Source organism: Xanthomonas sp. WHRI 6106 (assembly GCF_040202405.1).
GTDB lineage: Bacteria > Pseudomonadota > Gammaproteobacteria > Xanthomonadales > Xanthomonadaceae > Xanthomonas > Xanthomonas cannabis.
Window position 1 is genome coordinate 124,426 of sequence record NZ_JBEGFC010000006.1, and the last position, 21,304, is coordinate 145,729.

15 protein-coding genes and 2 pseudogenes are annotated in these 21,304 nt (G+C 64.8%); 11 read left to right on the top strand and 6 right to left on the bottom strand.

Going from position 1 to position 21,304, the window contains the following annotated elements:
• Positions 1-26: 26 nt before the first annotated feature.
• The 5 genes and pseudogenes from secA to ABQZ09_RS10955 all read left to right on the top strand — a co-directional run.
• Entirely contained in the window at positions 27-2,765 is a 2,739-nt protein-coding gene (gene secA / locus ABQZ09_RS10935; RefSeq protein ID WP_184552850.1) for a preprotein translocase subunit SecA, read from the top strand.
• A 333-nt stretch (positions 2,766-3,098) separates the two neighbouring features.
• Positions 3,099-6,791: an autotransporter domain-containing protein gene (locus ABQZ09_RS10940; protein WP_349776880.1), complete on the top strand. Its 3,693-nt coding sequence runs from the start codon at positions 3,099-3,101 to the stop codon at positions 6,789-6,791.
• Between the two features lie 339 nt (positions 6,792-7,130).
• A complete protein-coding gene (locus ABQZ09_RS10945) occupies positions 7,131-7,499 on the top strand; it encodes a VOC family protein (RefSeq protein ID WP_184552847.1) in 369 nt (122 codons plus the stop codon).
• Positions 7,500-7,629: 130 nt separating this feature from the next.
• Complete coding sequence (locus ABQZ09_RS10950; RefSeq protein WP_228314374.1) at positions 7,630-8,577, top strand: Nudix family hydrolase; 948 nt, start codon at positions 7,630-7,632, stop codon at positions 8,575-8,577.
• A 47-nt stretch (positions 8,578-8,624) separates the two neighbouring features.
• Positions 8,625-8,858: pseudogene (locus ABQZ09_RS10955) on the top strand (AAA family ATPase); the annotation flags it as partial.
• A gap of 117 nt (positions 8,859-8,975) precedes the next feature.
• On the opposite strand, the gene ABQZ09_RS10960 reads toward ABQZ09_RS10955, so the two are convergent.
• Together ABQZ09_RS10960 and metF are read right to left on the bottom strand one after the other, a co-directional pair.
• Complete coding sequence (locus ABQZ09_RS10960) at positions 8,976-9,563, bottom strand: hypothetical protein (RefSeq protein WP_184390644.1); 588 nt, start codon at positions 9,561-9,563, stop codon at positions 8,976-8,978.
• A 221-nt stretch (positions 9,564-9,784) separates the two neighbouring features.
• Positions 9,785-10,612, bottom strand: a complete 828-nt coding sequence (gene metF / locus ABQZ09_RS10965; protein ID WP_184552841.1) for a methylenetetrahydrofolate reductase [NAD(P)H] — start codon at positions 10,610-10,612, stop codon at positions 9,785-9,787.
• 215 nt (positions 10,613-10,827) lie between these two features.
• Between metF and ABQZ09_RS10970 the strand changes: the two genes are divergently transcribed.
• Complete coding sequence (locus ABQZ09_RS10970; RefSeq protein ID WP_184552839.1) at positions 10,828-11,064, top strand: hypothetical protein; 237 nt, start codon at positions 10,828-10,830, stop codon at positions 11,062-11,064.
• A 111-nt stretch (positions 11,065-11,175) separates the two neighbouring features.
• Positions 11,176-12,153 (top strand): NAD(P)H-quinone oxidoreductase, encoded by a 978-nt coding sequence (locus ABQZ09_RS10975; protein WP_039404142.1) that lies wholly within the window; start codon positions 11,176-11,178, stop codon positions 12,151-12,153.
• A 79-nt stretch (positions 12,154-12,232) separates the two neighbouring features.
• Here the strand turns inward: ABQZ09_RS10975 and ABQZ09_RS10980 are convergent.
• A pseudogene (locus ABQZ09_RS10980) lies at positions 12,233-12,630 on the bottom strand (VOC family protein).
• Positions 12,631-12,934: 304 nt separating this feature from the next.
• Here ABQZ09_RS10980 and ABQZ09_RS10985 point away from each other — a divergent pair.
• Positions 12,935-13,870, top strand: a complete 936-nt coding sequence (locus ABQZ09_RS10985; RefSeq protein ID WP_184552837.1) for a Gfo/Idh/MocA family protein — start codon at positions 12,935-12,937, stop codon at positions 13,868-13,870.
• A gap of 111 nt (positions 13,871-13,981) precedes the next feature.
• Here ABQZ09_RS10985 and ABQZ09_RS10990 read toward each other — a convergent pair whose 3' ends face one another.
• The gene (locus ABQZ09_RS10990) at positions 13,982-15,640 is read right to left on the bottom strand and encodes a histidine phosphatase family protein (protein WP_349776881.1); all 1,659 of its coding nucleotides are present in this window, start codon (positions 15,638-15,640) and stop codon (positions 13,982-13,984) included.
• 205 nt (positions 15,641-15,845) lie between these two features.
• On the opposite strand from ABQZ09_RS10990, the gene ABQZ09_RS10995 reads away from it, so the two are divergent.
• A complete protein-coding gene (locus ABQZ09_RS10995; protein WP_349776882.1) occupies positions 15,846-15,977 on the top strand; it encodes a hypothetical protein in 132 nt (43 codons plus the stop codon).
• 82 nt (positions 15,978-16,059) lie between these two features.
• Here the strand turns inward: ABQZ09_RS10995 and ABQZ09_RS11000 are convergent, their stop codons facing one another.
• Positions 16,060-17,430 carry an alpha-amylase family protein gene (locus ABQZ09_RS11000; protein ID WP_349776937.1) on the bottom strand — a complete coding sequence of 457 codons (1,371 nt, stop codon included), beginning with the start codon at positions 17,428-17,430 and terminating at the stop codon, positions 16,060-16,062.
• Between the two features lie 736 nt (positions 17,431-18,166).
• Here ABQZ09_RS11000 and ABQZ09_RS11005 point away from each other — a divergent pair.
• Positions 18,167-18,712, top strand: a complete 546-nt coding sequence (locus ABQZ09_RS11005) for a DUF2058 domain-containing protein (RefSeq protein ID WP_047694385.1) — start codon at positions 18,167-18,169, stop codon at positions 18,710-18,712.
• Between the two features lie 169 nt (positions 18,713-18,881).
• Entirely contained in the window at positions 18,882-19,439 is a 558-nt protein-coding gene (locus tag ABQZ09_RS11010; protein WP_184552835.1) for a DUF3228 family protein, read from the top strand.
• Between the two features lie 399 nt (positions 19,440-19,838).
• Here ABQZ09_RS11010 and ahcY read toward each other — a convergent pair whose 3' ends face one another.
• Positions 19,839-21,281, bottom strand: coding sequence for an adenosylhomocysteinase (gene ahcY, locus ABQZ09_RS11015; RefSeq protein WP_039564728.1), 1,443 nt, complete (start codon positions 21,279-21,281; stop codon positions 19,839-19,841).
• Positions 21,282-21,304: the final 23 nt, after the last annotated feature.

Consider the following 21,304-nt stretch of genomic DNA (forward strand, 5'->3'; position numbering starts at 1 on the left):
CCGTTCCTTTTCAACCGGTTTCTTCAATGATCAACAGTCTGCTTACCCGTGTCTTTGGCAGTCGTAACGAACGCCAGCTGCGCCAGCTCAACCGCCTCGTCACCCAGATCAATGCGCTGGAGCCGACGATCGAGAAGCTCTCCGACGCCGAGCTGCAAGCCAAGACCCCGGAGTTCAAGCAGCGGCTTGCCGCCGGCGAGTCCCTGGACAAGATCCTGCCCGAAGCCTTTGCGGTGTGCCGCGAGGCCAGCCGCCGCGTGCTGGGCATGCGCCATTACGATGTGCAGCTGATCGGCGGCATGGTGCTGCACCTGGGCAAGATCGCCGAGATGCGCACCGGCGAAGGCAAGACCCTAGTGGCGACCCTGCCGGTGTACCTCAACGCGCTGCAGGGCGAGGGCGTGCACGTGGTCACGGTCAACGACTACCTGGCGCGTCGCGACTCCGCGCAGATGGGCAAGTTGTACAACTGGCTGGGCCTGAGCGTAGGCGTGGTGTACCCGGGCATGCCGCATAGCGACAAGCACGCCGCCTACGCTGCCGACATCACCTACGGCACCAATAACGAGTTCGGCTTCGACTACCTGCGCGACAACATGGCGCTGTCGCGGGCCGACCGTTACCAGCGCAACCTGCATTACGCCATCGTCGACGAAGTCGACTCGATCCTGATCGACGAAGCGCGCACCCCGCTGATCATTTCCGGCCCGGCCGACGAGTCGCCGGAGCTGTACATCCGCGTCAACCGCATCGTGCCGCAGCTGACCAAGCAGGAAAGCGAGGAAGGCGAGGGCGATTACTGGATCGACGAGAAGGGCAAGCAGGTGCATCTGTCCGAGGCGGGCATGGGCCACGCCGAAGAACTGCTGATGCAGGCCGGCATCCTGGAAAATGCCGAAGACGGCCTGTATGCCGCGCAGAACCTGAGCGTGGTGCACCACCTCAACGCCGCGCTGCGTGCGCATGCGATCTATCAGCGCGATGTGGACTACATCGTGCGCGATGGCGAAGTGGTCATCGTTGACGAGTTCACCGGCCGCACGCTGTCCGGGCGGCGCTGGTCCGACGGCCTGCACCAGGCGGTCGAGGCCAAGGAAGGCGTGCCGGTCCAGCGCGAGAACCAGACGCTGGCCAGCATCACCTTCCAGAACCTGTTCCGCATGTACAAGAAGCTGTCCGGCATGACCGGTACGGCCGATACCGAAGCCTATGAATTCCAGAGCATCTACGGCCTGGAAGTGGTGGTGATCCCGACCAACCGCCCGACCGTGCGCAAGGATCATCCGGACCAGGTGTTCCTCAACCGCAAGGGCAAGTTCAATGCGGTGCTGGCCGATATCGAAGACTGCGCCAAGCGTGGCCAGCCGGTGCTGGTGGGTACCACCTCGATTGAAACCTCGGAGATGCTCTCCGAGCATTTGCGCAAGGCAGGCGTGAAGCACGAAGTGCTCAACGCCAAGCAGCATGAGCGCGAAGCCACCATCGTGGCCAACGCCGGCCAGCCGGGCGCGGTGACCATTGCCACCAACATGGCCGGTCGCGGTACCGACATCGTGCTGGGTGGGTCGCTCGAGTCCGAATACCACGCACTCGGCGAGGAGGCGACCGAAGAAGCGCGCTTCCAGGTAAAGACCGAATGGCAGCGTCGGCACGACGCGGTCAAGGCGGCCGGCGGCCTGCACATCATCGGTACCGAGCGCCACGAATCGCGCCGTATCGACAACCAGCTGCGCGGCCGTGCCGGTCGTCAGGGCGACCCGGGGTCGTCGCGCTTCTATCTGTCGCTGGAAGACAACCTGATGCGCATCTTCGCCTCGGACTGGGTGCAGAAGGCGATGCGCATGATGGGCATGAAGGAAGACGACGTCATCGAAGACCGCCTGGTCAGCCGGCAGATCGAAAAGGCGCAGCGCAAGGTGGAAGCGCACAACTTCGACATCCGCAAGAACCTGCTGGATTTCGACGACGTCAACAACGACCAGCGCAAGGTGATCTACGCCCAGCGCGACGAGTTGCTGGATGCCGAATCGGTCAAGGACAACGTCGACGGCATCCGCGGCGATGTGATCTACGACCTGGTCGCACGCTTCGTGCCGCCCAACTCGGTGGACGAACAGTGGGACCTGCAGGGCCTGGAAGCCACGCTGGAATCGGAACTGGGCATGCCGCTTGCGCTGCGCGAAATGGCACGCACCCAGGAAGAACTGGACGCCGAACAGATTGCCGCCAAAGTGCAGGCAGCGGTGGGCGCGCACTTTGCCGAGAAGGAAGCGGCCGTGGGCAACGACACCATGCGCGCACTGGAAAAGCACGTGATGCTGACCGTGCTCGACCAGGGCTGGAAGGAGCATCTGGCCAAGATGGATTACCTGCGCCAGGGCATCTACCTGCGTGGTTACGCGCAGAAGCAGCCCAAGCAGGAATACAAGAAGGAAGCCTTCGAGCTGTTCTCCGAAATGCTGGAGAACGTCAAGCGCGAGGTGATCAACCTGCTGGCACGCGTGCGTATTCGCAGCGAAGACGAAGTGGCCGAACTGGAAGAGCAGGAGCGTCGCCAGGCCGAAGCCCGCCTGATGGCTTCGCAGTTCCAGCACCAGGATGCCGGCGGCTATGGTGCCGACGAAGAAGTGGAACAGATGCAGGGCGCCAACGCCCCGGTGCCGGTCTCGCAGGTCACCCGCGACGAACCCAAGGTCGGCCGCAACGACCCGTGCCCCTGCGGCAGCGGCAAGAAGTACAAGCATTGCCACGGTCAGCTCAGCTGAGCAGAGCTGCATTGATTGAAAAGCCCCGCCTAGTGCGGGGCTTTTTTTTCGCTGTCACTCCTGGGGCGCGCACGGTCTTTAGCGAACGCCTCATCGAACGCCACGCGGCCCTGCATATGGCCTGCATATCAGATATGCACTGCTAGGAAAAACCCCACACTGCCGTCAGGCGCATCCCCACGCTGCACCGGGTCAGTCGGCCTAGGTCGTGGCGCGATGACCATTTACCTTTGTGAGCCGCGTTGCCTGCACGACGCCGGGTCTCAGCTCACGACGAAAATCCGTGCAATGCGGCGTCATCGTGTCCTTGATCAATCTACAAAATGGAGCTTCATGAACAGGATCTATCGCCTGGTGCGTAACCGCGCCACCGGCTCGATGCAGGTTGCATCTGAATTGGCCACGTCTCACGGTTCCTCTGCCCGCGCTACCGGCAGCGTCGGCATCAGCCATCGTTCGCCGCTGACTGCGGCGATGCTGGCTGCGCTCGCCCTGGTTGCAGCGCCTTCCGGGTTTGCTGCCGTATTCGATTTCAATAGCGATGAGACCATCACCAGCTCGCGCGTATACAGCGATGGTTTCCGCGTTGGTCCAAATGGCATCGTTGTGGTCGATGTCAGCGGCACCGCTGTGGTCACCTCCGAAGAGGATATCTCGCTGGGCAGCACCGCAGCGGGCAATGGCACCTTGCGCCTGACTGGTCCGGGCGCACGCTTAGCCATCAATAGCGGGTTCTGGGACCTGCTCGTTGGCGATGCCGGCATCGGCAACATGACCCTGCAGGACGGCAGCCAGGCCACCACGGCGGGCTTGATGACGTTGGGCAACCAGCAGGGCAGTACCGGCAATGTGCTGGTCACTGGTGCTGGCTCGGCACTTACCGCCCGCAATATCATCGTCGGCCGCGGCGGCACCGGCACCATGGAGATCACCAACGGCGGAACCGTCACGACAACACGGCCCTACTCAGTGGTCAATGACTACGGCATGAGCCTTGGTCACAGCACCAACGGCGCCGGTACTGTCAATGTCAGCAACGGCGGTACTCTGGCCATCACCGACAATTTCTTGTTGGTCGGCATGGTGCGCGACGGCACTCTCAACGTCGGCAACGGCGGCACGGTCAACGCAGACCGCGGTGTGCATCTGGGCGGCACCCTCATCAACCTTACCAACAACGGCACCAGCAATGGCACCGTGAACGTGGCCGATGGCGGTGAGCTCAATACCGCAGAGCTGATGCTCGGTGTACAGAGCGATTCCAGCGGCGTGGTGACCGTGACCGGCACGGGCAGGATCAACGCAGACACGGTCTCGGTCGGCTCCAACGGAGACGGAAGTCTGACCCTGTCCGGCGGCGCTGTGCTCCGCGCAACCACCGACGTGCGCGCTGAGCGCCCGAACGGCATCAGTGACGACTTTGGCCAGACCGGCCGTATCGTGGTCAGCGGTGCCGGTTCGGCGATCGAAGCCCCCCGCGTGGATGTCAGCAATGAGCTGCTGGTTGAAGGCGGTGCGGCGATCCGTTCGACCACTGCCACCATCAAGGATTCCTACGCCAATACGCGGACCAACGCGACACTTACCGGTGCTGGTTCCAGCTGGACCAATAGTGGTGCGATGCGGACCTTCACCAACGTTGAGGTACTCGATGGCGCAGTCATCAATACGGATACCTTATCGGTTTCCGGCGGACTTAACTCCTCGACGTTTGCGCCCCGGCTTGAGCACGATCAGGTTCGTGTCAGTGGTGTTGGATCAGCGATCGCAGCAGCCAACGGCCTTACCATTGGAGGCACGGTGTTTGAACCGTATGGCGTGCTCAGCGCGAGCAGCGGCGGCCGCATCGACGGAGGCAGCGGGATTACGCTGGGCAGCGCAGGTTATCTGGCTTTAGGTGGGGGCATGGACCAGTGGTCGATCGCCAACACTGCGCCGGCCTGGCGCGCTGCCGAAGCGCCTGGGCAATTATCTGCATCGCCAATCTTGATGCAGGCAAACTCCGGTGGTTTGGTGTTCAATCACACTGGCGATGCCACCTTGCCGAACGCCATCAGCAGCGTGCCTAGCGGCAATTCGTGGGTTAGCGGGCAACTGCTACAACTCTCTGGCAACACTCGTCTGGATGGCAATCTGACCGCGTTCGGCGGTGAGATCAATGTCACCGGCGGCACGCTGGTTATTAACTCGGATCTTTATACCGGTCAGGGTTACACAGATCCTAGCCGAGCATTTGTCCAGGAGATCCTTGTGTCCGGCGGCACTCTTGTGCTTAACGGTACGTCAGGTTTTCAACAACAGATCAATCTGGGTAGCACGGCCGAGACTGTACGCAGCTCGATTGCTGTGGTAGCTGGCGAAGGCATCCTGGCCGGTAACGCCAGGCTCGGGGACACCTTTCTTGGCGACGGTGGCACTTTGTCGCCGGGCCAGAACGGCATCGGCAAGATGACCTTCGATGGAGACCTTTACCTTGCTGCAAATAATGGGTTGGGCGCCACGATTAGCGGCACCTCGTTCTATGACGTCGATGTGCTCGGCAACGGCCAGAGCGATCAGCTCGCCGTGAGCGGCACGGCCTATCTGGGCCGTACCTCCGGCTTGACCAACACCGCCGACGCCGCGTTGCGCGTGACTGCGCTGGACCCGTCTGTCAGTTATCAGAACGGCCAGACATATACGATTCTGGAGGCAGCTGGCGGGGTGCAGGGCCGCTTCGACCAAGTGACCTCGCGCTCTGCCTTTATCGACCCGAGCGTTGTCTATACCGCCAACCAGGTGCAGTTGACCCTCGCGGTGAAGGACACCACTCCGCCTGTCACTCCGGCCCCACCTGTCGATCCGGGTACTCCGGTCACCCCGGTCGATCCGGTTACGCCGGTGACACCTGCGCCGCCGATCGCTCCTGTCACCCCGGTTGCTCCCATTGCCCCGCCTTTGGTGTTCGGTACGGTCGCAATCAGCGGCAACCAGCGTGCTACCGCCGCGGCATTGGATACGCTGCGGCAATCCGGTGATGCACTGGCGCTCTATAACGGCCTGCTGATCATGGATGCCGATACTGCCCGTGCGGCATTCGATGACCTCTCGGGTGAAGTCCACGCCAGCAATCGGGCACTGCTATTGGAGGATCGCTTCCTGCGCGAAGGGATCAGCCAGCACCTGCGTCAGACCTCAAGCATCGCCGAAGACGGCGGTGCATCGGGTTGGGTCGCCGGCAGCGGCGCTTCCAATCGGCAGGATGGCGATGGCTCCGCTGCCCGTGCTCGCCAGAATCGCGACGGCCTGATGGCCGGTGTGGACTGGTCGTTTGGCGAGCGTTGGACGGTCGGGCTTGCCGCCGGTGCCGAGTCGCTACGTCAGCAGCTACAGGCGCGTAACGCGTCCTCCGACGTCGATGCGGTGCATGCCGGGCTATACGCTGGCTATCGTGGCGAGGCTGTATGGATCGACGGCGGTGCCAGCTATGCGGACTACCAGATAGGCACCGAACGCACTGTCGGCGTGGGAACCGGTATTGCCCAGCGCTTGGGCGGTCGTTACGACGCCGACGCAGTGTCGGCTTTTGTTGAGGGCGGCTGGGACTTCGAGCTGGGAACGCTCACGTTGACCCCATACGTCGCCGCGGCTTACACGCGGTTGTCCACTAACGCGGGAGTAGAAGCTGGCGGCAGTGCGGCGCTGGCGATTGATGCCAGCAAGGATGAAGTGTGGACGTCCACCGCTGGCGTGCGAGCCTCTTGGGATATCAGTGGCGGTCTGCAAGATGGTGCACGCCTGGAAGCTGGCCTGGCCTGGCAGAATGCCGCCGGTGAACTACGCGCCGATTCCAGGCAACGCTTCGCTGCCGGCAGCAGCACATTTACTGTTGGCGGTGTACCGCTGGCACGCAATGTCGGCATCGCCGAGCTCGGCGTCTCCCTCAACACCTCCGCCAACAGTCGCCTGTCGTTAGTCGGACAGGGACGTGCCGGCGATGGTCAGCGTGAGGTGGGCGCGCAGTTGAACTGGAAGGTGGCGTTCTAAGCGGCATCGGTCTGCTTTTAACCTATCATCGAATGGCTCCGTGAGGAGCCATTCGTCGTTTCAGGACCTCGCGCGGGTTTCCAGCCAGCGTTCGCTAGTCTGGATCTCATCGGCGCTTCCAACCACACACGCTGCCGACCATTGATGTTCCGATCTGGGCGACGCCAAAGCCTCGCGCACGGACGGCCCTCAAGCACCCCGACCGGTACGTGACGATGCCTCCTGGCATAGGCTGCCAGCCATGTTGCTCTCGCGTCGTCAGTCACCTCTTCTTGGGTTCTGGTCTCGCCTGCCCAGGCAAGGCGTATGCTCGCCGCTACGTCCCGCGTGGAGTGCGTCATGTCGCAGCTGTCGAGCCAGCAACTTAAGGTGTTCGTGCCTGCACGGGACTATGTGCTGTCGCAGCAGTTCTATCGTGCGCTGGGATTCGTGCAGGAAGACGAGGTCGGCAATGTGACCTGCTTTCGGCACGGTGCGCACTGTGCGTTCCTGCTGCAGGATTTCTATGTGCGCGAGCTGGCCGAAAACCTGATGTTGCACCTGTGGGTGGACGATGCCGACGGGTGGTGGCAGCACGTGCACGACATCGGCTTGGACGAGCAGTTCGGCGTGACGTTCAGCGCGCCGGAAGATCGGCCGTGGGGCGCACGCGATTTCACACTGCATGACCCCAGCGGCGTGCTCTGGCGCATCGGTCATCCGCTGTAGTGTCGGGACTGGGGATTCGGGATTCGGGATTGGTCAAGGCGCCGCATGTGTGCTTCTGCCAATCCCGAATCCCCAATTCCCAATCCCGGCCTCATTGCGCTGCACCGCTCACTCGCGGCACTCTTGCGCCATGCCTGATTCCCTTCGATCCATTCACGTCGTTGCCGGCGTGATCACCGACCCCCGCGGTCGGATCCTGTTGACCCGCCGTACCGAAACCCGCGACATGCCGGGGCTGTGGGAGTTCCCTGGTGGCAAGCGCGAACCCGGCGAAACCTCCGAGCAGGCGCTGGTGCGCGAGCTCAACGAAGAGCTCGGCATCGAGGCGCAGGTAGGCGAGTGGGTCATGGAGGTGCCGCAGCTGTATCCGGACAAGCGGCTGCGTCTGGAAGTGCGCCACATCACCGCCTGGAAAGGCAGCCCGCGCGGCCGCGAGGGCCAGGCGATGACCTGGGTGGCGGCCGACAAGCTTGCCCGCTATTCGATGCCGCCGGCCGACGTGCCGGTGGTGGGCGTGCTGCGTCAGCCCGACCATTATCTGATCACCCCCGAGCCCGATGACGCTGCGTTATGGCTGGAAGGTCTGGAGCGCGCCTTGCAAAGCGGACTCACGCGCATCCAGTTGCGCGCACGGCAGGCCGAGCCCGCGCACTGGAGGGCCTTGCTGCAACAGGTGATGGGCTTGCGTGGTCGTGCACGCGCGCAGCTGTTGCTCAACCGCGACATCGCGCTGGCCGGGGAGCTCGGCATCGGCGTGCATCTGGGCTCGGAGCAACTTGCCACCTTGCAGGAGCGTCCGTTGCCAACCGAACAGGTCGTCGCCGCGTCGTGCCATGGCCTGGAGGATCTCCGTCACGCGCAACGGCTCGGCTGCGATTTTGCGGTGCTGGGGCCGGTGCAGGCGACGGCGTCGCATCCAGGCGCGACGCCGTTGGGATGGGACGGATTTGAACGATTGCGCGAGCAGGTCGCGCTGCCGATCTACGCACTCGGCGGGATGCAGGCCGACGACCTGCGCGAAGCGCGTTCCCACGGCGCACAAGGTATTGCGGCGATTCGCGCGCTGTGGCCGCAGTGACCGTGCGGTCAGCGACCTTGGTGGTGTTCGGCGGATTGCCGGGCGATCGCCGCACACGCAGCCGCCTGCTTGAAACCGAAGGAGTGTGCAGCGATCGCAAGATGCATCGGCAGCGCGTGGAATCGCGTCGGAGCGACGTGGTCGGACTGCGTGTGCCGGATTGGTCCTCCGTACTCGCGCATGAATGCGCGGTGTGGAGCGAGCCGCATTGGGTGATCGACAGCGCCGGGCCGAACCCGCAGCAGGCGGCTACACAGATCATGGACCGGCTTGCCGCGTAGCCTGCAGGCATCACCTCCCGAGGCATGGGGTCCAACGGACTCCCGGAGCCGATACGCTCCACCGACGCAGGCACTTCGCCCATGCAATCCGCTGGCGTCCTCCAAGGGCGCGCTGCGCTAGAACGTCACCCAGAAGCAGTTGTACTGCCGGCGGAGCCGCAACACGCTCCGCGCCGGGGTGCCGCTGGCGAGGTTCTGTTCCAGGCGCAATCCCCATGGGCGCGGGCGCGTGGGCGCCGGCAAGGGCGCATCGATTGCGCTGCCGTCCAGCGAGGGTGTTGTTGCGGTGTTGTCTACGTCCCAGGTGGGTGGGTCGCTTTGCGGATACATCGGCACGATGTCCAGCAAGGGGCGTTGCACGATGGCCTCCAGGCGGCTCAGCACCTGGTTGGCCGCCGCGTCGGATTGCCCGCTCCACAGGTACAGGCTGGACAATCGATTGACGTCGCGGCTGTCCACGGCGGTTTGCAGCAACGTCACCAGCTCGCTCAGCCGCCGGGGGCAGCCATAGCGATGCAGCCCGGTGTTGCCCGGCGCGCGTGGGGCAGGTGGCGCACGCGTAGCGGCGCCCACATCTTCGCAGCGGCGGTCGGTGAACATGGTCTGCCCATCCGGCGTGACGCAGCGACGGATCTCCTGTGCCTGCACGCCGGTAGCGGCAGACAGGCCAAGCAGCAGTAACAGCATGGGCGGGATGCGAGGCATCCACGCAGCGTAGCCGGCCACGTGTGAGCTGGCGACAAATACCAGGATTCATGGCCCTCCAGGTCTGGTGCCGCCGGCCACGCCTGCGTGGTGGACTTGCTGACAGTCCCCGATGTGGCAGGTATGCGGGTTGCCGACTTGCGCCGTGCGCAGCAAGTGCGAGCCGGCGGTGAGGTAGCGCACGTGCGGCGCATTGCCCGTGGCCAGGTGCGCTGCTGCGATCAGCGACCGAGCAGCTGCAGCACCTGGGTGGTCGGCTTGGCCAGGTTGAGTGTGTAGAAGTGCAGCGCCGGCGCGCCGCCGGCGATCAGACGCTGGCACAACGTGGCCACCACTTCCGCACCGAAGGCACGCACCGCTTCGGCATCGTCGCCATAGGACTGCATCTTCTTGCCGATCCAGCGCGGAATCTCCGCGCCGCACTGCTCGGAAAAGCGCCGCAATTGCGAAAAATTGGAGATCGGCATGATGCCGGGAATGATCGGGATCGCCACGCCCATGCGCTGTACCGCATCGCGGAAATGGAAGTAGGCATCGGCGTTGTAGAAATACTGGGTGATGGCCGCATCCGCGCCGGCATCCACCTTGGCCTTGAAATAGCGCAGATCGCTCAGCGCATCGGTCGCCTGCGGATGGGTTTCCGGATAGGCGCCCACTTCGATCCGGAAGGCATCGCCGTGCTCGGCGCGGATGAAGGCGATCAGGTCCGAGGCGTAGCGCAGGTCGCCGGGATGGCCCATGCCCGAGGGCAGGTCGCCGCGCAGCGCCACGATGCGGGTGCAGCCGATGGCGCGATACAACTTGAGCAGTTCGCGGATCTCCTGGCGGCTGCCGCCCACGCAGGACAGGTGCGGCGCCGCTTCGAACCCGTGCTTCTGCTTGAGATGGCGCACCGTCTCGGAGGTGTAGCTGAGCGTGGAGCCGCCGGCACCGAAGGTGCACGAGACATATTCCGGCGCGTAGCCCTTCAACCTGGTCGCGGTGCGGTCCAGCTGCGCGCGCTGGTCGTCGGTCTTGGGCGGATAGAACTCGAAACTGAGATGCGTCATCGCGGCGGCTTCTGCGGATCGTGCCGGCATACTATCGCTTCATCGCGATGAATGCATATCCGGTGGTGGTTGATCCTGCGCACGCATCTGCGCGCCGTGCAGGCAGCCAAAAGGTGCAGCGGCTGGAAGGGCCGAGCCTGCTTCTACGCGCTTGTCTCGGTCTGCGTTGCACGCGGTAAGCTCAGTCACCCCACGCCGCTTGACCGGAGCGCAACATGCAAGAAGAAGAAATGGATGTAATCGCCGAATCGTTGGGCCGCATCTGGGTTGCGCTGGCGCGTAGCGTCGGCGATCTGGCGCTGGCGCTGGCCGAGCAGCCCGGCGTGGATGGCAACAAGTTGCTGAGCGACTTTGCCGCGCGTCTGCCGTCGGGCCAGGACGACGGTACCTCCAAGGTGTTCGAGGCGATCCGCCAGTACATCGATCAGGACGTGGTCCCCGGCGAGGAATGAACGCTGCCACGCGCGTCTGCTGCTGGCAGGCGCGCGATGCAACATGCGGCATCTGCGCCGCACGTTGACGTCTGCCTGCCTACACTGGGCGCCCCTCAACGGAGCGCCTGCATGAGCGACACCACGATGACCGCCATCGCCATCCGCGATGGCAAGGGCGACGCCGATGCGCTGTACGCCACCGAGCAACCGCGCCCGCGTGCGGCACCGGGGCAGGTGCTGATCCGCGTGCATGCCGCCGGCATCAACCGGCCCGACCTGCTGCAACGCGCCGGCCACTATCCGCCGCCGCCAGGCGCGCCGGAAACGCTGGGGCTGGAAGTTGCCGGCGAGATCGTGGAGCCCGCCGGTCGCTGGAAGGTCGGCGACCGTGTCTGCGCCTTGCTGGGCGGCGGCGGGTACGCGCAATACGCCGCGGTCGATGCGCGCCATGTGCTGCCGATTCCTGCAGGCATGGATCTGGTGCAGGCGGCCGCGCTGCCGGAGACCATCTTCACCGCCTACACCAACCTGTTCGAACATGGTCAGCTGGCAGCCGGCCAATGGCTGCTGCTGCATGGGGCGACGTCCGGAATCGGCGTCACCGCCATCCAGATGGCCAAGGCTGCCGGTGCGCACGTGCTGGCCACCGCACGCTCGGCAGCCAAGGCGGCGCAGGCGCGCGAGCTGGGCGCCGATATCGCCATCGACTCCACCCGTGAGTCGTTCGTCGACGTGGCCAAGGCGCACGCCGGGGTGGATGTGGCGCTCGACATGGTGGGTGCGGCCGTCTTTGCGCAGACGCTCGACGCGCTCAACCCGCGCGGACGCATCGTCTATATCGCCTCGCAGGCCGGGTCCACCATCGAGGTGCCGATCCCGCAGCTGATGCGCAAGCAGGCCATCCTGACCGGCTCGACCCTGCGCCCGCGCAACGCCGATGAAAAGGCGCGGCTGGCGGCAGAGGTCGAACGCGTGGTGTGGCCCTGGATCGAACAGGGCAAGATCCGCGTGCTGATCGACAAGCGGTTCCCGCTCAGCGAGGCCGCCGCCGCGCACCGCTATCTGGAGCAGGGCAGCCACCTGGGCAAGGTGGTGCTGGAAATGTGAGCGCACGCGATCAGCAGCCTGGCGATGCGACCGTAGGCCTGGCTGCTGGTGCTCATGCAGCGACGCAGCGCCGGGCGGTTTATCGCGTGCCGGCTCGCACCGCTTCCAGATGGTGGCCGTCGGGGTCGATGACAAAGGCGGCGTAGTAGCTGCTGCCGTTATCCGGCCGCAGACCGGGTGCACCGTTGCAACGGCCGCCGTGTTGCAGCGCTGCCCGGTGAAAGGCATCCACCGCTGCTGCATCGATCGCGGCAAAGGCCAGGTGGAAGCCGTCCCCCGGCGCGCAGTGCGTGGCCGGGCGTTGCTTCAATGCCAGGCTGTCTTCGCCACCGGGTCTGCCGTAGCCCACGGCCTGGTCGAGCGTGCCCGGCTCAAGATCGGACCACACCCGCATGTGGCCCAGCGCCCCAGAACGGCGTCGTAAAACACGACAGATGCCTCGATTGCGCGAACGCCCAGCGAAACATGATGCAACATCGAAGCGGCCTTCCGTGACGACGGCACATCGGCGTGCCGGCGGCGATGCTGGGCTGCATCGACGGTGAGGTCAATCGCAGGACAGGACCATGGCGCTGGCTGGCGCGGGAATGCCGGCGCTTGCAGGTCGCCATCGCCGTACGTGGGCAGGTATAGCAAAACAAGCAGGAGCGATGTCTCGCGGTGGGCTGCGCGCTGACCGTACACTGCATCGCGCTGGCGGACGCGGCCTACCGCTGCGCTGCCCCATGGTGCGCGATCAGTCGATCGTGTCGCCGCTCTCCTTATCAGCACGAAGGTTTCGATGAAGCATCCAGACGCATTGCGCATTGCCCTGGTGGGGATCGGCAAGATCGCCCGTGATCAACACGTGCCGACCATTGCCGCGCGCCCCGATGTGCAGTTGGTGGCCACGGTAAGCCGGCATGGCACGGTCGACGGCGTACCGGCGTATCAAACCCTGGATGAGGCGTTTGCCGCGCATCCGGAGCTGGAAGCGGTCGCGTTGTGCACGCCACCGGTCGGGCGACATGCGTTGGCGCAAGCGGCGTTGGCGGCTGGCCGGCATGTCTTCCTGGAAAAGCCGCCGGCGGCCACGCTCGCCGAGATCAACGATCTGCGCACTGTGGCGCAGCATGCGCAGCGCAGCCTGTTCACCAGCTGGCATTCGCGCTACGCGGCCGGCGTGGAGCCTGCGCGTGCGTGGCTGGCCGACAAGCAGATCGTGCGGACGCATATCACCTGGAAGGAAGACATCCGCCACTGGCACCCTGGGCAGGACTGGATTCTCGAACCCGGCGGCATGGGCGTGTTCGATCCCGGCATCAACGCCTTGTCCATCGTCACGCATCTGCTGCCGCGCCCCTTCGCCCTGCGCGAGGCCGAACTGCAGACGCCGGAAAACCGCCAGGCACCGCTGTCTGCCCGGCTCGCCTTCGTCGATACCGCCGGCGTGCCGGTGACGGCGGAATTCGATTTTCTGCAGACCGGTCATCAGCGCTGGGACATCGAGGTGGAAACCACGCAGGGGCTGCTCGTGCTCAGCGAAGGCGGCGCCAAGCTGAGCATCGACGGGCAGCCGCAGGCAGTGCCGGCATCCAGTGAATACGATGGGCTGTACCGGCGTTTTGTGCAGCTGGTGCGCGCGGGCGACTCGGACGTGGATGTCGCACCGTTCGTGCATGTGGCCGATGCGTTCCTGCTCGGTGCACGCAGAGTCACCGCGCCGTTCGCCTGGTAACTCCAGCACGCAGCGATCCGCAACGATGCTGATGGCTGTCTTCATTGAACATGGCGCTCATCGTGATGACCGCCCCGGGCGCGGTGATCGCCGCGCCTGAGGCGGGCCGCGTCATCGGCTGTCCAGTGCGACGTCGCCTGGCGTGGCGGGCGGCGAAGCCGCGGTCGTGGCGCGCGCAGGGTGCTGCTGCAACGCCGGCTTGATCTGCGCGCGGAAGCGCCGCACGACCCAGGTTTCATCCAGGAGCGCGAAGGCGAAGAAGCTCAGCAGCGTGCCGGCCACCAGCTTGGGCGCATGCGCGAAGGTGCCTGGCAGCAATAGGCTCAGCCACAGGAAGATGTTGGGCGATGTCTGCAGCAGATGGATATCGGAGCGGATCGCCGCGCCGATACGCTTGCCGGTAACGCGCTGCTGCAGGTACAGGGACGCCGCGCTGCCCAGCCGGCATGTCAGCAGTAGCGCAAACGGCAACAGCAGTGCGCCCCAGGACCGCCAGCCGCCATGCGCCAATGCATCCGCCAACGCGGTGCCACCGGCGCGTAGCGCGACCAGCAAGGCCATCGGCACCATCGTCAGTGAGCCGACCCAGCCCCAGTTGGTTGCCAGCTTGCCCGCAGCGATCGGACGCGCACGCCGCCAGCCCTGTGCCAGCAGGCAGGGCAAGGCCAGCGCAAGTAGCAGCACCACGAAATACCGCTCCAGTGCATGCGCACTGCCCAGGACCTCGCGATGATCCAGGAACAGCAGCAACAGCACCACCGGCAACAGCATCGACAGCACCAGGGTATAGCGCGCGGCAAAGAAATAGTCGCCGCCGCGCGCCAGCGAAAAGGTCGGCACCGAGAGCGCCGGTGGCACGATCAGCAACAAGCCCAGGACGTGCATCCACGCGTTGTCGAACTGGGTAAGCAGCACCATCGCAATCAGTGCGCGCCCCACACTGATCACGCTGAGCGCGACGTTCTCCGGGCCGCGGGTCAGTCGCATCGCGTCAGGTTCGATACGCACCGACAGAAAAAACGCATTGGCGGCCAGCAGCGCCACGATGGCGGCGGAGCTGATGCCATGCGGGAGTGACACGCCCAGGCACGACAGCGCAAAGCCGGCCACTGCGGCAATCAGCATCCATTGCAGTAAATGGATTTCGGTCTGCTCGCCCAGGTAGTTCAAACGCGAGGAGCTGCGCGCGGTCATGTGTTTGAGTTCGTCCCACGACAGCGGCCGCGAGTTGGGAAGCCGGAAGTCGATGTAGTCGGCAGGCGGCAGGCCGGAGGCGATCAGGGCGAACACCTCGACGATGTATTTGTGCGCCACCACCAGCACCTGCTTGCCCTGGCGGTCCAGCGGCGCCAGCACGGTCTCGTAGTACTGCTTGCAACGCGCGTACATGTCCATCCAATGCTCGCCGTTGGGTGGCGCGCCTTGCGCGTCATGGAAGCAGGCGTCGTAGAGCCGGTGGCCGATCGACTTCTTGATCAGGGTCTTGTTCTTGCCGGCGAAGATGCCGAAATCGCGTTCCACCAATGCCGCGCTGGAGATGACCTGCGGCGTCCCGGGCACACCGTCGAGAATGATCGCCGCGGTCGCCTGCGCGCGCTCCAGCGTCGAGACGTGGACCTGGTCGAACTGCAGTCCACGGCGCCTGACCTCCTCGGCCGCCTGCCGCGCCTGGCGACGCCCCAGCGGGGTCAATGGCGAGTTCTGCGCGCCGGCGAAATAGTTCTGTTCGTTGGCGAGCGACTCGCCGTGACGCACGAAGTACAAAGGCATCGGCTTGCTCCGGTTCTGCTCCTCGGGTGCGAGATCGCGTGCGTTGCCACGGTGGCGCGCTCGCGTTGCGGTCGGCCGTCTGCATGCCGGGTGGGCAGATGAATCGGCATGCATCGGGCTGCGAGGTAGGTCCACCCGGCAGCCGGTTTTGTTGCGTCCGAGGACCTGGTCTTTTCGATCAATTCATGTTGCAGCGAAGTTCGTAATGATCGTGACCTGGCGCATGTCTGACCAGACCGCTTATCGCATGACCGAGCGGAGCAAGCGCAGGCTGCAGAATGCAAAACGCCTCCGCGCGCGCAAGGCGGCGGAGGCGGTGTTGCTTGCAACGGCCTGATGCACGCAACGATTCCCAGGTCTGCTTTACATACCCCGGGCACGTTGCGGGGGCGCACGCTGTGCGCGGTCTGCGGCTTGGCTCAGCGGCGCCACATCCGCGCGCCCCGCGCCGGCAGCGTGAACGTGTAGGAGCCGCTGGAGATACGCACCACGCTGCCCGAACCCAGGGCATCCACGTAGTCGGCATTCCAGTACAGCACGCTGTTGTTCATGCCGACCGTGGTGTTGACCGGGTTGCCGCACTTGTTGATGCCCACGATGCCGAGGCTGCCGCGGCGGAACAGGATGTGGCAGGCGCTGGACGACAGCACTTGCATGTCGGTGCCCTGTACGCTGTTGTGAAAGCCGATCATGCGACGCAGGTCATCGCGCTGATACGCGTTGACCCAGCGGTTGTCGCCACTTTCGTTGTTGTCGGTGTACACCATCGGCATGCCGCCATTGCGTCCGATCAGATAGGCATAGGCCAGGGTTTCGTCCACCGGGTCGAGAATGGCGTAGCGGAATCCGGCGTTGTTGGGGATATCGTGGGTGATGGCGAAGGTGACCGCACGGTTGCCCGGCAACGCCTGCCCCGACGCGGCGGGGTCCGCCAGCTGCTGCATGCTCGCACCGACCGCGAAGGCATTGCGCACCGCATTGAACAACGGGAAGTCGTAGGCCGCATGCGGTGTGGATTGCAGATACGGCGCCAGGAACTGGTCGTAATCGCCATTGCCGCTGCCGCCGCCGGTGATGACCTCGCCAAACACGTACACGCCCGAGCGAATGCCTGCATCGAACACGCGGTTGAGATGATCGAAGGTCATGTGCTTGGCTGCATCCACGCGGAAGCCGCTCACCCCCAGGCCCTTGAGTGCCTGCAGATAGGCACGCTGCTGCTGCACCACCCAATCATTGCCGACCAGGTCCGGCAGACCCGGATCGCTGCCGCCGCCGCAGATGCGGTAATTGCGCACCTGGTAGGCATCGTTGTAATTGCTGATGCATTGCGCCGGGCCGAAGTCGCTGGCGCTCAGGAAATTGGACTGCAAGGTGCCGAACAGGCGCAGCGAATCATAGCGGCCGGGATTGGCGGCGTACTGCGACAACACCGCCCTGCCGGGATAGTTCAGATCCGGACGCGTGGCCGCTTCGTTGGCCATGTGGTTGAGCACCACGTCGGCATAGGTTTGCACACCGTTGTTGGCCAATGCCTGCACCATGCGCGAAAACGTCGCGGTGTCGCCGAGCGGCCCGTCGATCACGCGCAGATCCTGCGGCTGGTAGCGCGCCCACCACGCACTGCCTTGTGAACGGTAGGCAGGGGCCACCAGCACCTTGCGATAGCCTGCATCGGCGATCTGCTTGGCGCGTGCTTCGACGGTGGCATATGGCCAGTTGAAGGCGTGCAGGATCACATCGGCCTGCACATTGGCACTGGTCAGCAGCAGAACCAGTGCCGTCAGCAACAGGCGGGTGCATCGCTGCGTGAGCGAAGGCGGAGCAGGAGCAATGAGGGTGCGCATCGGGTGGATCTCCAGTCGGTAGGAGCGAGCATCCGCGCAGCTGGCGATGCCCACATTCAAGCCTCCGGCCCCTGTTCCGGAAAGCGCGCGCACGGCGTGCAGCGCGCGGTGATGCTAAGCGCGCATCGCGCCGCAACATCGGTGGTGTGCATACGTATTCAATGCGGTGAACCGCCGAATTGCGTGCAGGGTTCGAGGGCAACGGGGTGCCGGGTCGCAGAATTGCCAGCCCTCCGCGATCGCGCTGGTACGCAGGGACGCGGCGCCTGCTTCAGCGACGAATGCATCTGCTGTGGCAGATCACCGGCTGGGTGACCGGCTCGACCAGCGCAGGTGTCGCCAGGCCCGGCGCCATCATCATCGGGGATGCAGGTCGTACGCGGGCCACGAGCGGACATGGTTGCCGCAGGACTGCACGTGTGGTCAGCGACCCTTTCTGCGCAGTTGCTGACCAGTTGCCCAAGGCCGCGCATTGGTGAGTGGTGCCGTGAGCAGGCGATGCGGCATGGCGTTGGGGCGCGGCTTGTCGCCGGTAGCGGCAATGCCGTGGTGCGGCCGATGCTTTCATCGGGCGCAGCGGCCGGCTGGCGTGCTCGCCGGGAGGGGGTGGCAGGGGCTGCGACGGGAGCCCGCCGCCTGCCGCGCTAAACTGGCGGCCAATTCACTGCCGGCGTCTCCCATGCGCAATCCACTGCAAGAACAGCTGCTCAAGGCCGGGCTGGTCAAAAAAGCCCAGGTGGACAAGGTCGCGCGCGAGCAGGTCAAGCAGCGCCATGCCAAGGGTGGCGCGGTGGCGCCGGCGCAGACCGACAAGGTGGATGCCGCACGGCTGCAGGCCGAGCGTGCCGAGCGCGATCGCGCACTGGCCGAAGAGCGCAATGCGCAGCTACGCAAACAGGAAGTGCTGGCCCAGGTGCGGCAGATCGTGGAGACCAGCAAGGTCAAGCGCGAGGGCGAGATCGACTATCGCTTCAACGATGGCAGCGTCATCCGCAGCGTGCTGGTCAATCCCGCCTTGCGCACCCAGCTCGCCAGTGGCGCCCTGGTGATAGTGCGACATGGCGAAGGCTTCGAGCTGATTCCGCGTGCGGCCGCCGAGAAGGTCTACAGCCGCGATGCGGCAACCGTGGTGCTGGATCACGGCCGCAATGGCAGCTCGCCGGCGCCGGACAGCGACGATGACTATTACAGCCAGTTCAAGGTGCCGGACGATCTGATCTGGTGACGCCGCAGCGGGCGTCGACGCGGCCTGTCGCTCGACGCGCGCAACCGTGAGCCCGCTTCAACGGCAGCGACGCATGCGTTGCATCGCGGCCCGTTTGCCAGCGCCGGCCTGCGCGTGAGAACCGCATGCAGGGGTTACCCTTGACGGCCTTACCGCTGCCCGCACTGCCATGTCCATCGTTCTGACCGCGTTTGCCCGTCCCCGTCTATTTCCGCGCGATGGCCGTCGCAATGCCATCCAGGACTGCACGCCCGAGCAGTTCATCCAGCATCTCAATGACGCCCCACCGTTGCGCGTGATCGAAGGCTACGCGCCGTTCTGCCAGCTGCATGTTCACCGCAACTGGACCAGCACGCGCTGCCTGACGGTGCCGATCACCGAAGACAACCGGCACCTGCTGCGCTCGGGCTACGAAGCGCGCAACACGCAGGAACTTCCCGTGCTGGTGCGTTGGTTCGAAGGCGTCGAGTCGCCGGTTGCGCAGTACATGGTGCCGATCCTGTACAGCCGCGAACAGCTGGCCAAGGAAGGCGCGCCGATCGATGCGGAGTGGGGTGTGGTCGGCTGTCTGTACACCGCCGAGCCCGCAGACATCCCGATGGCGCCGATTACCATGTTGCGCAATGCATTGGGCGTGGATGAGGGCGGCTCCGGCGTGCCGCTGGACCGCGCGTCCTACCGGCGCAGCGTGGCGTTCTGGGAGTCCAATGCAAACTGGCGGCCGTGAGCCTGATCATGATCGCGCCGCGGCGTTTCGAGCATCGCGTGCGTAGCCCGCCTCGCGTTGCGCGCAGTTCGCGATCACGACACACCGTGTCGGTCACGTCCACGTAGCGATATGACGCAACATACCCGTGGGAAGCGCGGCCCAACACTAGTTCGCGCTTGTCTCCATGCACTGGGCGGCCGACCAACGGAATACCTGCCAGCACGTCGAACGCGCTGACGATCTCCTCGGCTGTCTCTTCTGCATGCTCGACCTCGCGCCAGGCGCTGCGTTGCGCGGCCTCCCTCGGTGCATGATCGGCCGGTAGCACCGTTTGAGGCGCGCTTACGCGCTGAGCACTTAAAAAAAAACGGGCGCCTCGCGGCGCCCGTTTACGCATGGCGATGGTTTGCCGATGGGTCAGTAGCGGTAATGATCCGGCTTGAACGGGCCTTCCACCGGCACGCCGAGGTAATCGGCCTGGTCCTTGGTCAGGGTGGTCAGCTTGACGCCGATCTTTTCCAGGTGCAGGCGGGCGACTTCTTCATCCAGGTGCTTGGGCAGGATGTAGACCTTCTTCTCGTAGCTGTCGCGCTTTTCCCACAGGTCGATCTGGGCCAGGGTCTGGTTGGCGAACGAGTTGGACATCACGAAGCTCGGGTGGCCGGTGGCGCAGCCCAGGTTGACCAGGCGGCCGTCGGCCAGCAGGAAGATCGCGTTGCCGTTGGGGAACACATACTTGTCCACCTGCGGCTTGATGTTGATCTTCTCCACGCCCTTGAGTGCATTCAGCGCATCGACCTGGATCTCGTTGTCGAAGTGGCCGATGTTGCACACGATGGCCTGGTCCTTCATGGCCTGCAGGTGCTCGACGGTGATGATGTCCTTGTTGCCGGTGGTGGTGACATAGATGTCGCCACGGCCCAGGGTGGATTCGATGGTGTTGACCTCGAAGCCTTCCATCGACGCCTGCAGGGCGCAGATCGGGTCGATTTCGGTGACCACCACGCGGGCGCCATAGGCGCGCAGCGAAGCGGCGCTGCCCTTGCCCACGTCGCCGTAGCCGCAGACCACGGCGACCTTGCCGGCCAGCATCACGTCCATCGCGCGCTTGAGGCCATCGGCCAGCGACTCGCGGCAACCGTACAGGTTGTCGAACTTGCTCTTGGTGACCGAGTCGTTGACGTTGATCGCCGGGATCAGCAGCTTGCCGGCTTCGGCGATCTGGTACAGGCGGTGCACGCCGGTGGTGGTCTCTTCGGAGACGCCCTTCCAGTCTTTGACCACGCGGCCCCAGTAACCCGGGCGCTCCACGGCCACGCGCTTGAGCAGCGCCTTGATCACGCTCTCTTCGTGCGAAGACGCCGGCTCGTCGACCCAGGTGCTGCCGTTTTCGAGCTCATAGCCCTTGTGGATCAGCAGGGTGACGTCGCCGCCGTCGTCCACTACCAGCTCCGGGCCGGTGAGGGTGCCGTCAGGCAGGGTGAAGGTCAGCGCGTCCAGGGTGCAGTCCCAATACTCTTCCAGCGTCTCGCCCTTCCAGGCGAACACGGGCGTGCCGGTGGCGGCGATCGCGGCGGCGGCATGGTCCTGGGTGGAGAAGATGTTGCACGAGGCCCAGCGCACGTTGGCGCCGATGTCCTTGAGCGTTTCGATCAGCACCGCGGTCTGGATGGTCATGTGCAGCGAGCCGGTGATGCGCACATCCTTCAGCGGCTTGGTCTGCGCATGCTTGCGGCGGATCGACATCAGGCCCGGCATTTCGTGCTCGGCGATGTCCAGCTCCTTGCGGCCCCAATCGGCCAGGGAGATGTCGGCAATCTTGTAATCGGCGTGCGGGGTAATCTTTGTGACAGCGTTCATGCAATGGCTCCGGTAGGCAAACG

What these genes read in the sequence shown, in the direction of transcription:
- secA (WP_184552850.1), top strand. Translation starts at nt 27, where the DNA reads ATGATCAACAGTCTGCTTACCCGTGTCTTTGGCAGTCGTAACGAACGC.
- ABQZ09_RS10940 (WP_349776880.1), top strand. Translation starts at nt 3,099, where the DNA reads ATGAACAGGATCTATCGCCTGGTGCGTAACCGCGCCACCGGCTCGATG.
- ABQZ09_RS10945 (WP_184552847.1), top strand. Translation starts at nt 7,131, where the DNA reads ATGTCGCAGCTGTCGAGCCAGCAACTTAAGGTGTTCGTGCCTGCACGG.
- ABQZ09_RS10950 (WP_228314374.1), top strand. Translation starts at nt 7,630, where the DNA reads ATGCCTGATTCCCTTCGATCCATTCACGTCGTTGCCGGCGTGATCACC.
- ABQZ09_RS10960 (WP_184390644.1), bottom strand. Translation starts at nt 9,563, where the DNA reads ATGCCTCGCATCCCGCCCATGCTGTTACTGCTGCTTGGCCTGTCTGCC.
- metF (WP_184552841.1), bottom strand. Translation starts at nt 10,612, where the DNA reads ATGACGCATCTCAGTTTCGAGTTCTATCCGCCCAAGACCGACGACCAG.
- ABQZ09_RS10970 (WP_184552839.1), top strand. Translation starts at nt 10,828, where the DNA reads ATGCAAGAAGAAGAAATGGATGTAATCGCCGAATCGTTGGGCCGCATC.
- ABQZ09_RS10975 (WP_039404142.1), top strand. Translation starts at nt 11,176, where the DNA reads ATGAGCGACACCACGATGACCGCCATCGCCATCCGCGATGGCAAGGGC.
- ABQZ09_RS10985 (WP_184552837.1), top strand. Translation starts at nt 12,935, where the DNA reads ATGAAGCATCCAGACGCATTGCGCATTGCCCTGGTGGGGATCGGCAAG.
- ABQZ09_RS10990 (WP_349776881.1), bottom strand. Translation starts at nt 15,640, where the DNA reads ATGCCTTTGTACTTCGTGCGTCACGGCGAGTCGCTCGCCAACGAACAG.
- ABQZ09_RS10995 (WP_349776882.1), top strand. Translation starts at nt 15,846, where the DNA reads ATGATCGTGACCTGGCGCATGTCTGACCAGACCGCTTATCGCATGACC.
- ABQZ09_RS11005 (WP_047694385.1), top strand. Translation starts at nt 18,167, where the DNA reads ATGCGCAATCCACTGCAAGAACAGCTGCTCAAGGCCGGGCTGGTCAAA.
- ABQZ09_RS11010 (WP_184552835.1), top strand. Translation starts at nt 18,882, where the DNA reads ATGTCCATCGTTCTGACCGCGTTTGCCCGTCCCCGTCTATTTCCGCGC.
- ahcY (WP_039564728.1), bottom strand. Translation starts at nt 21,281, where the DNA reads ATGAACGCTGTCACAAAGATTACCCCGCACGCCGATTACAAGATTGCC.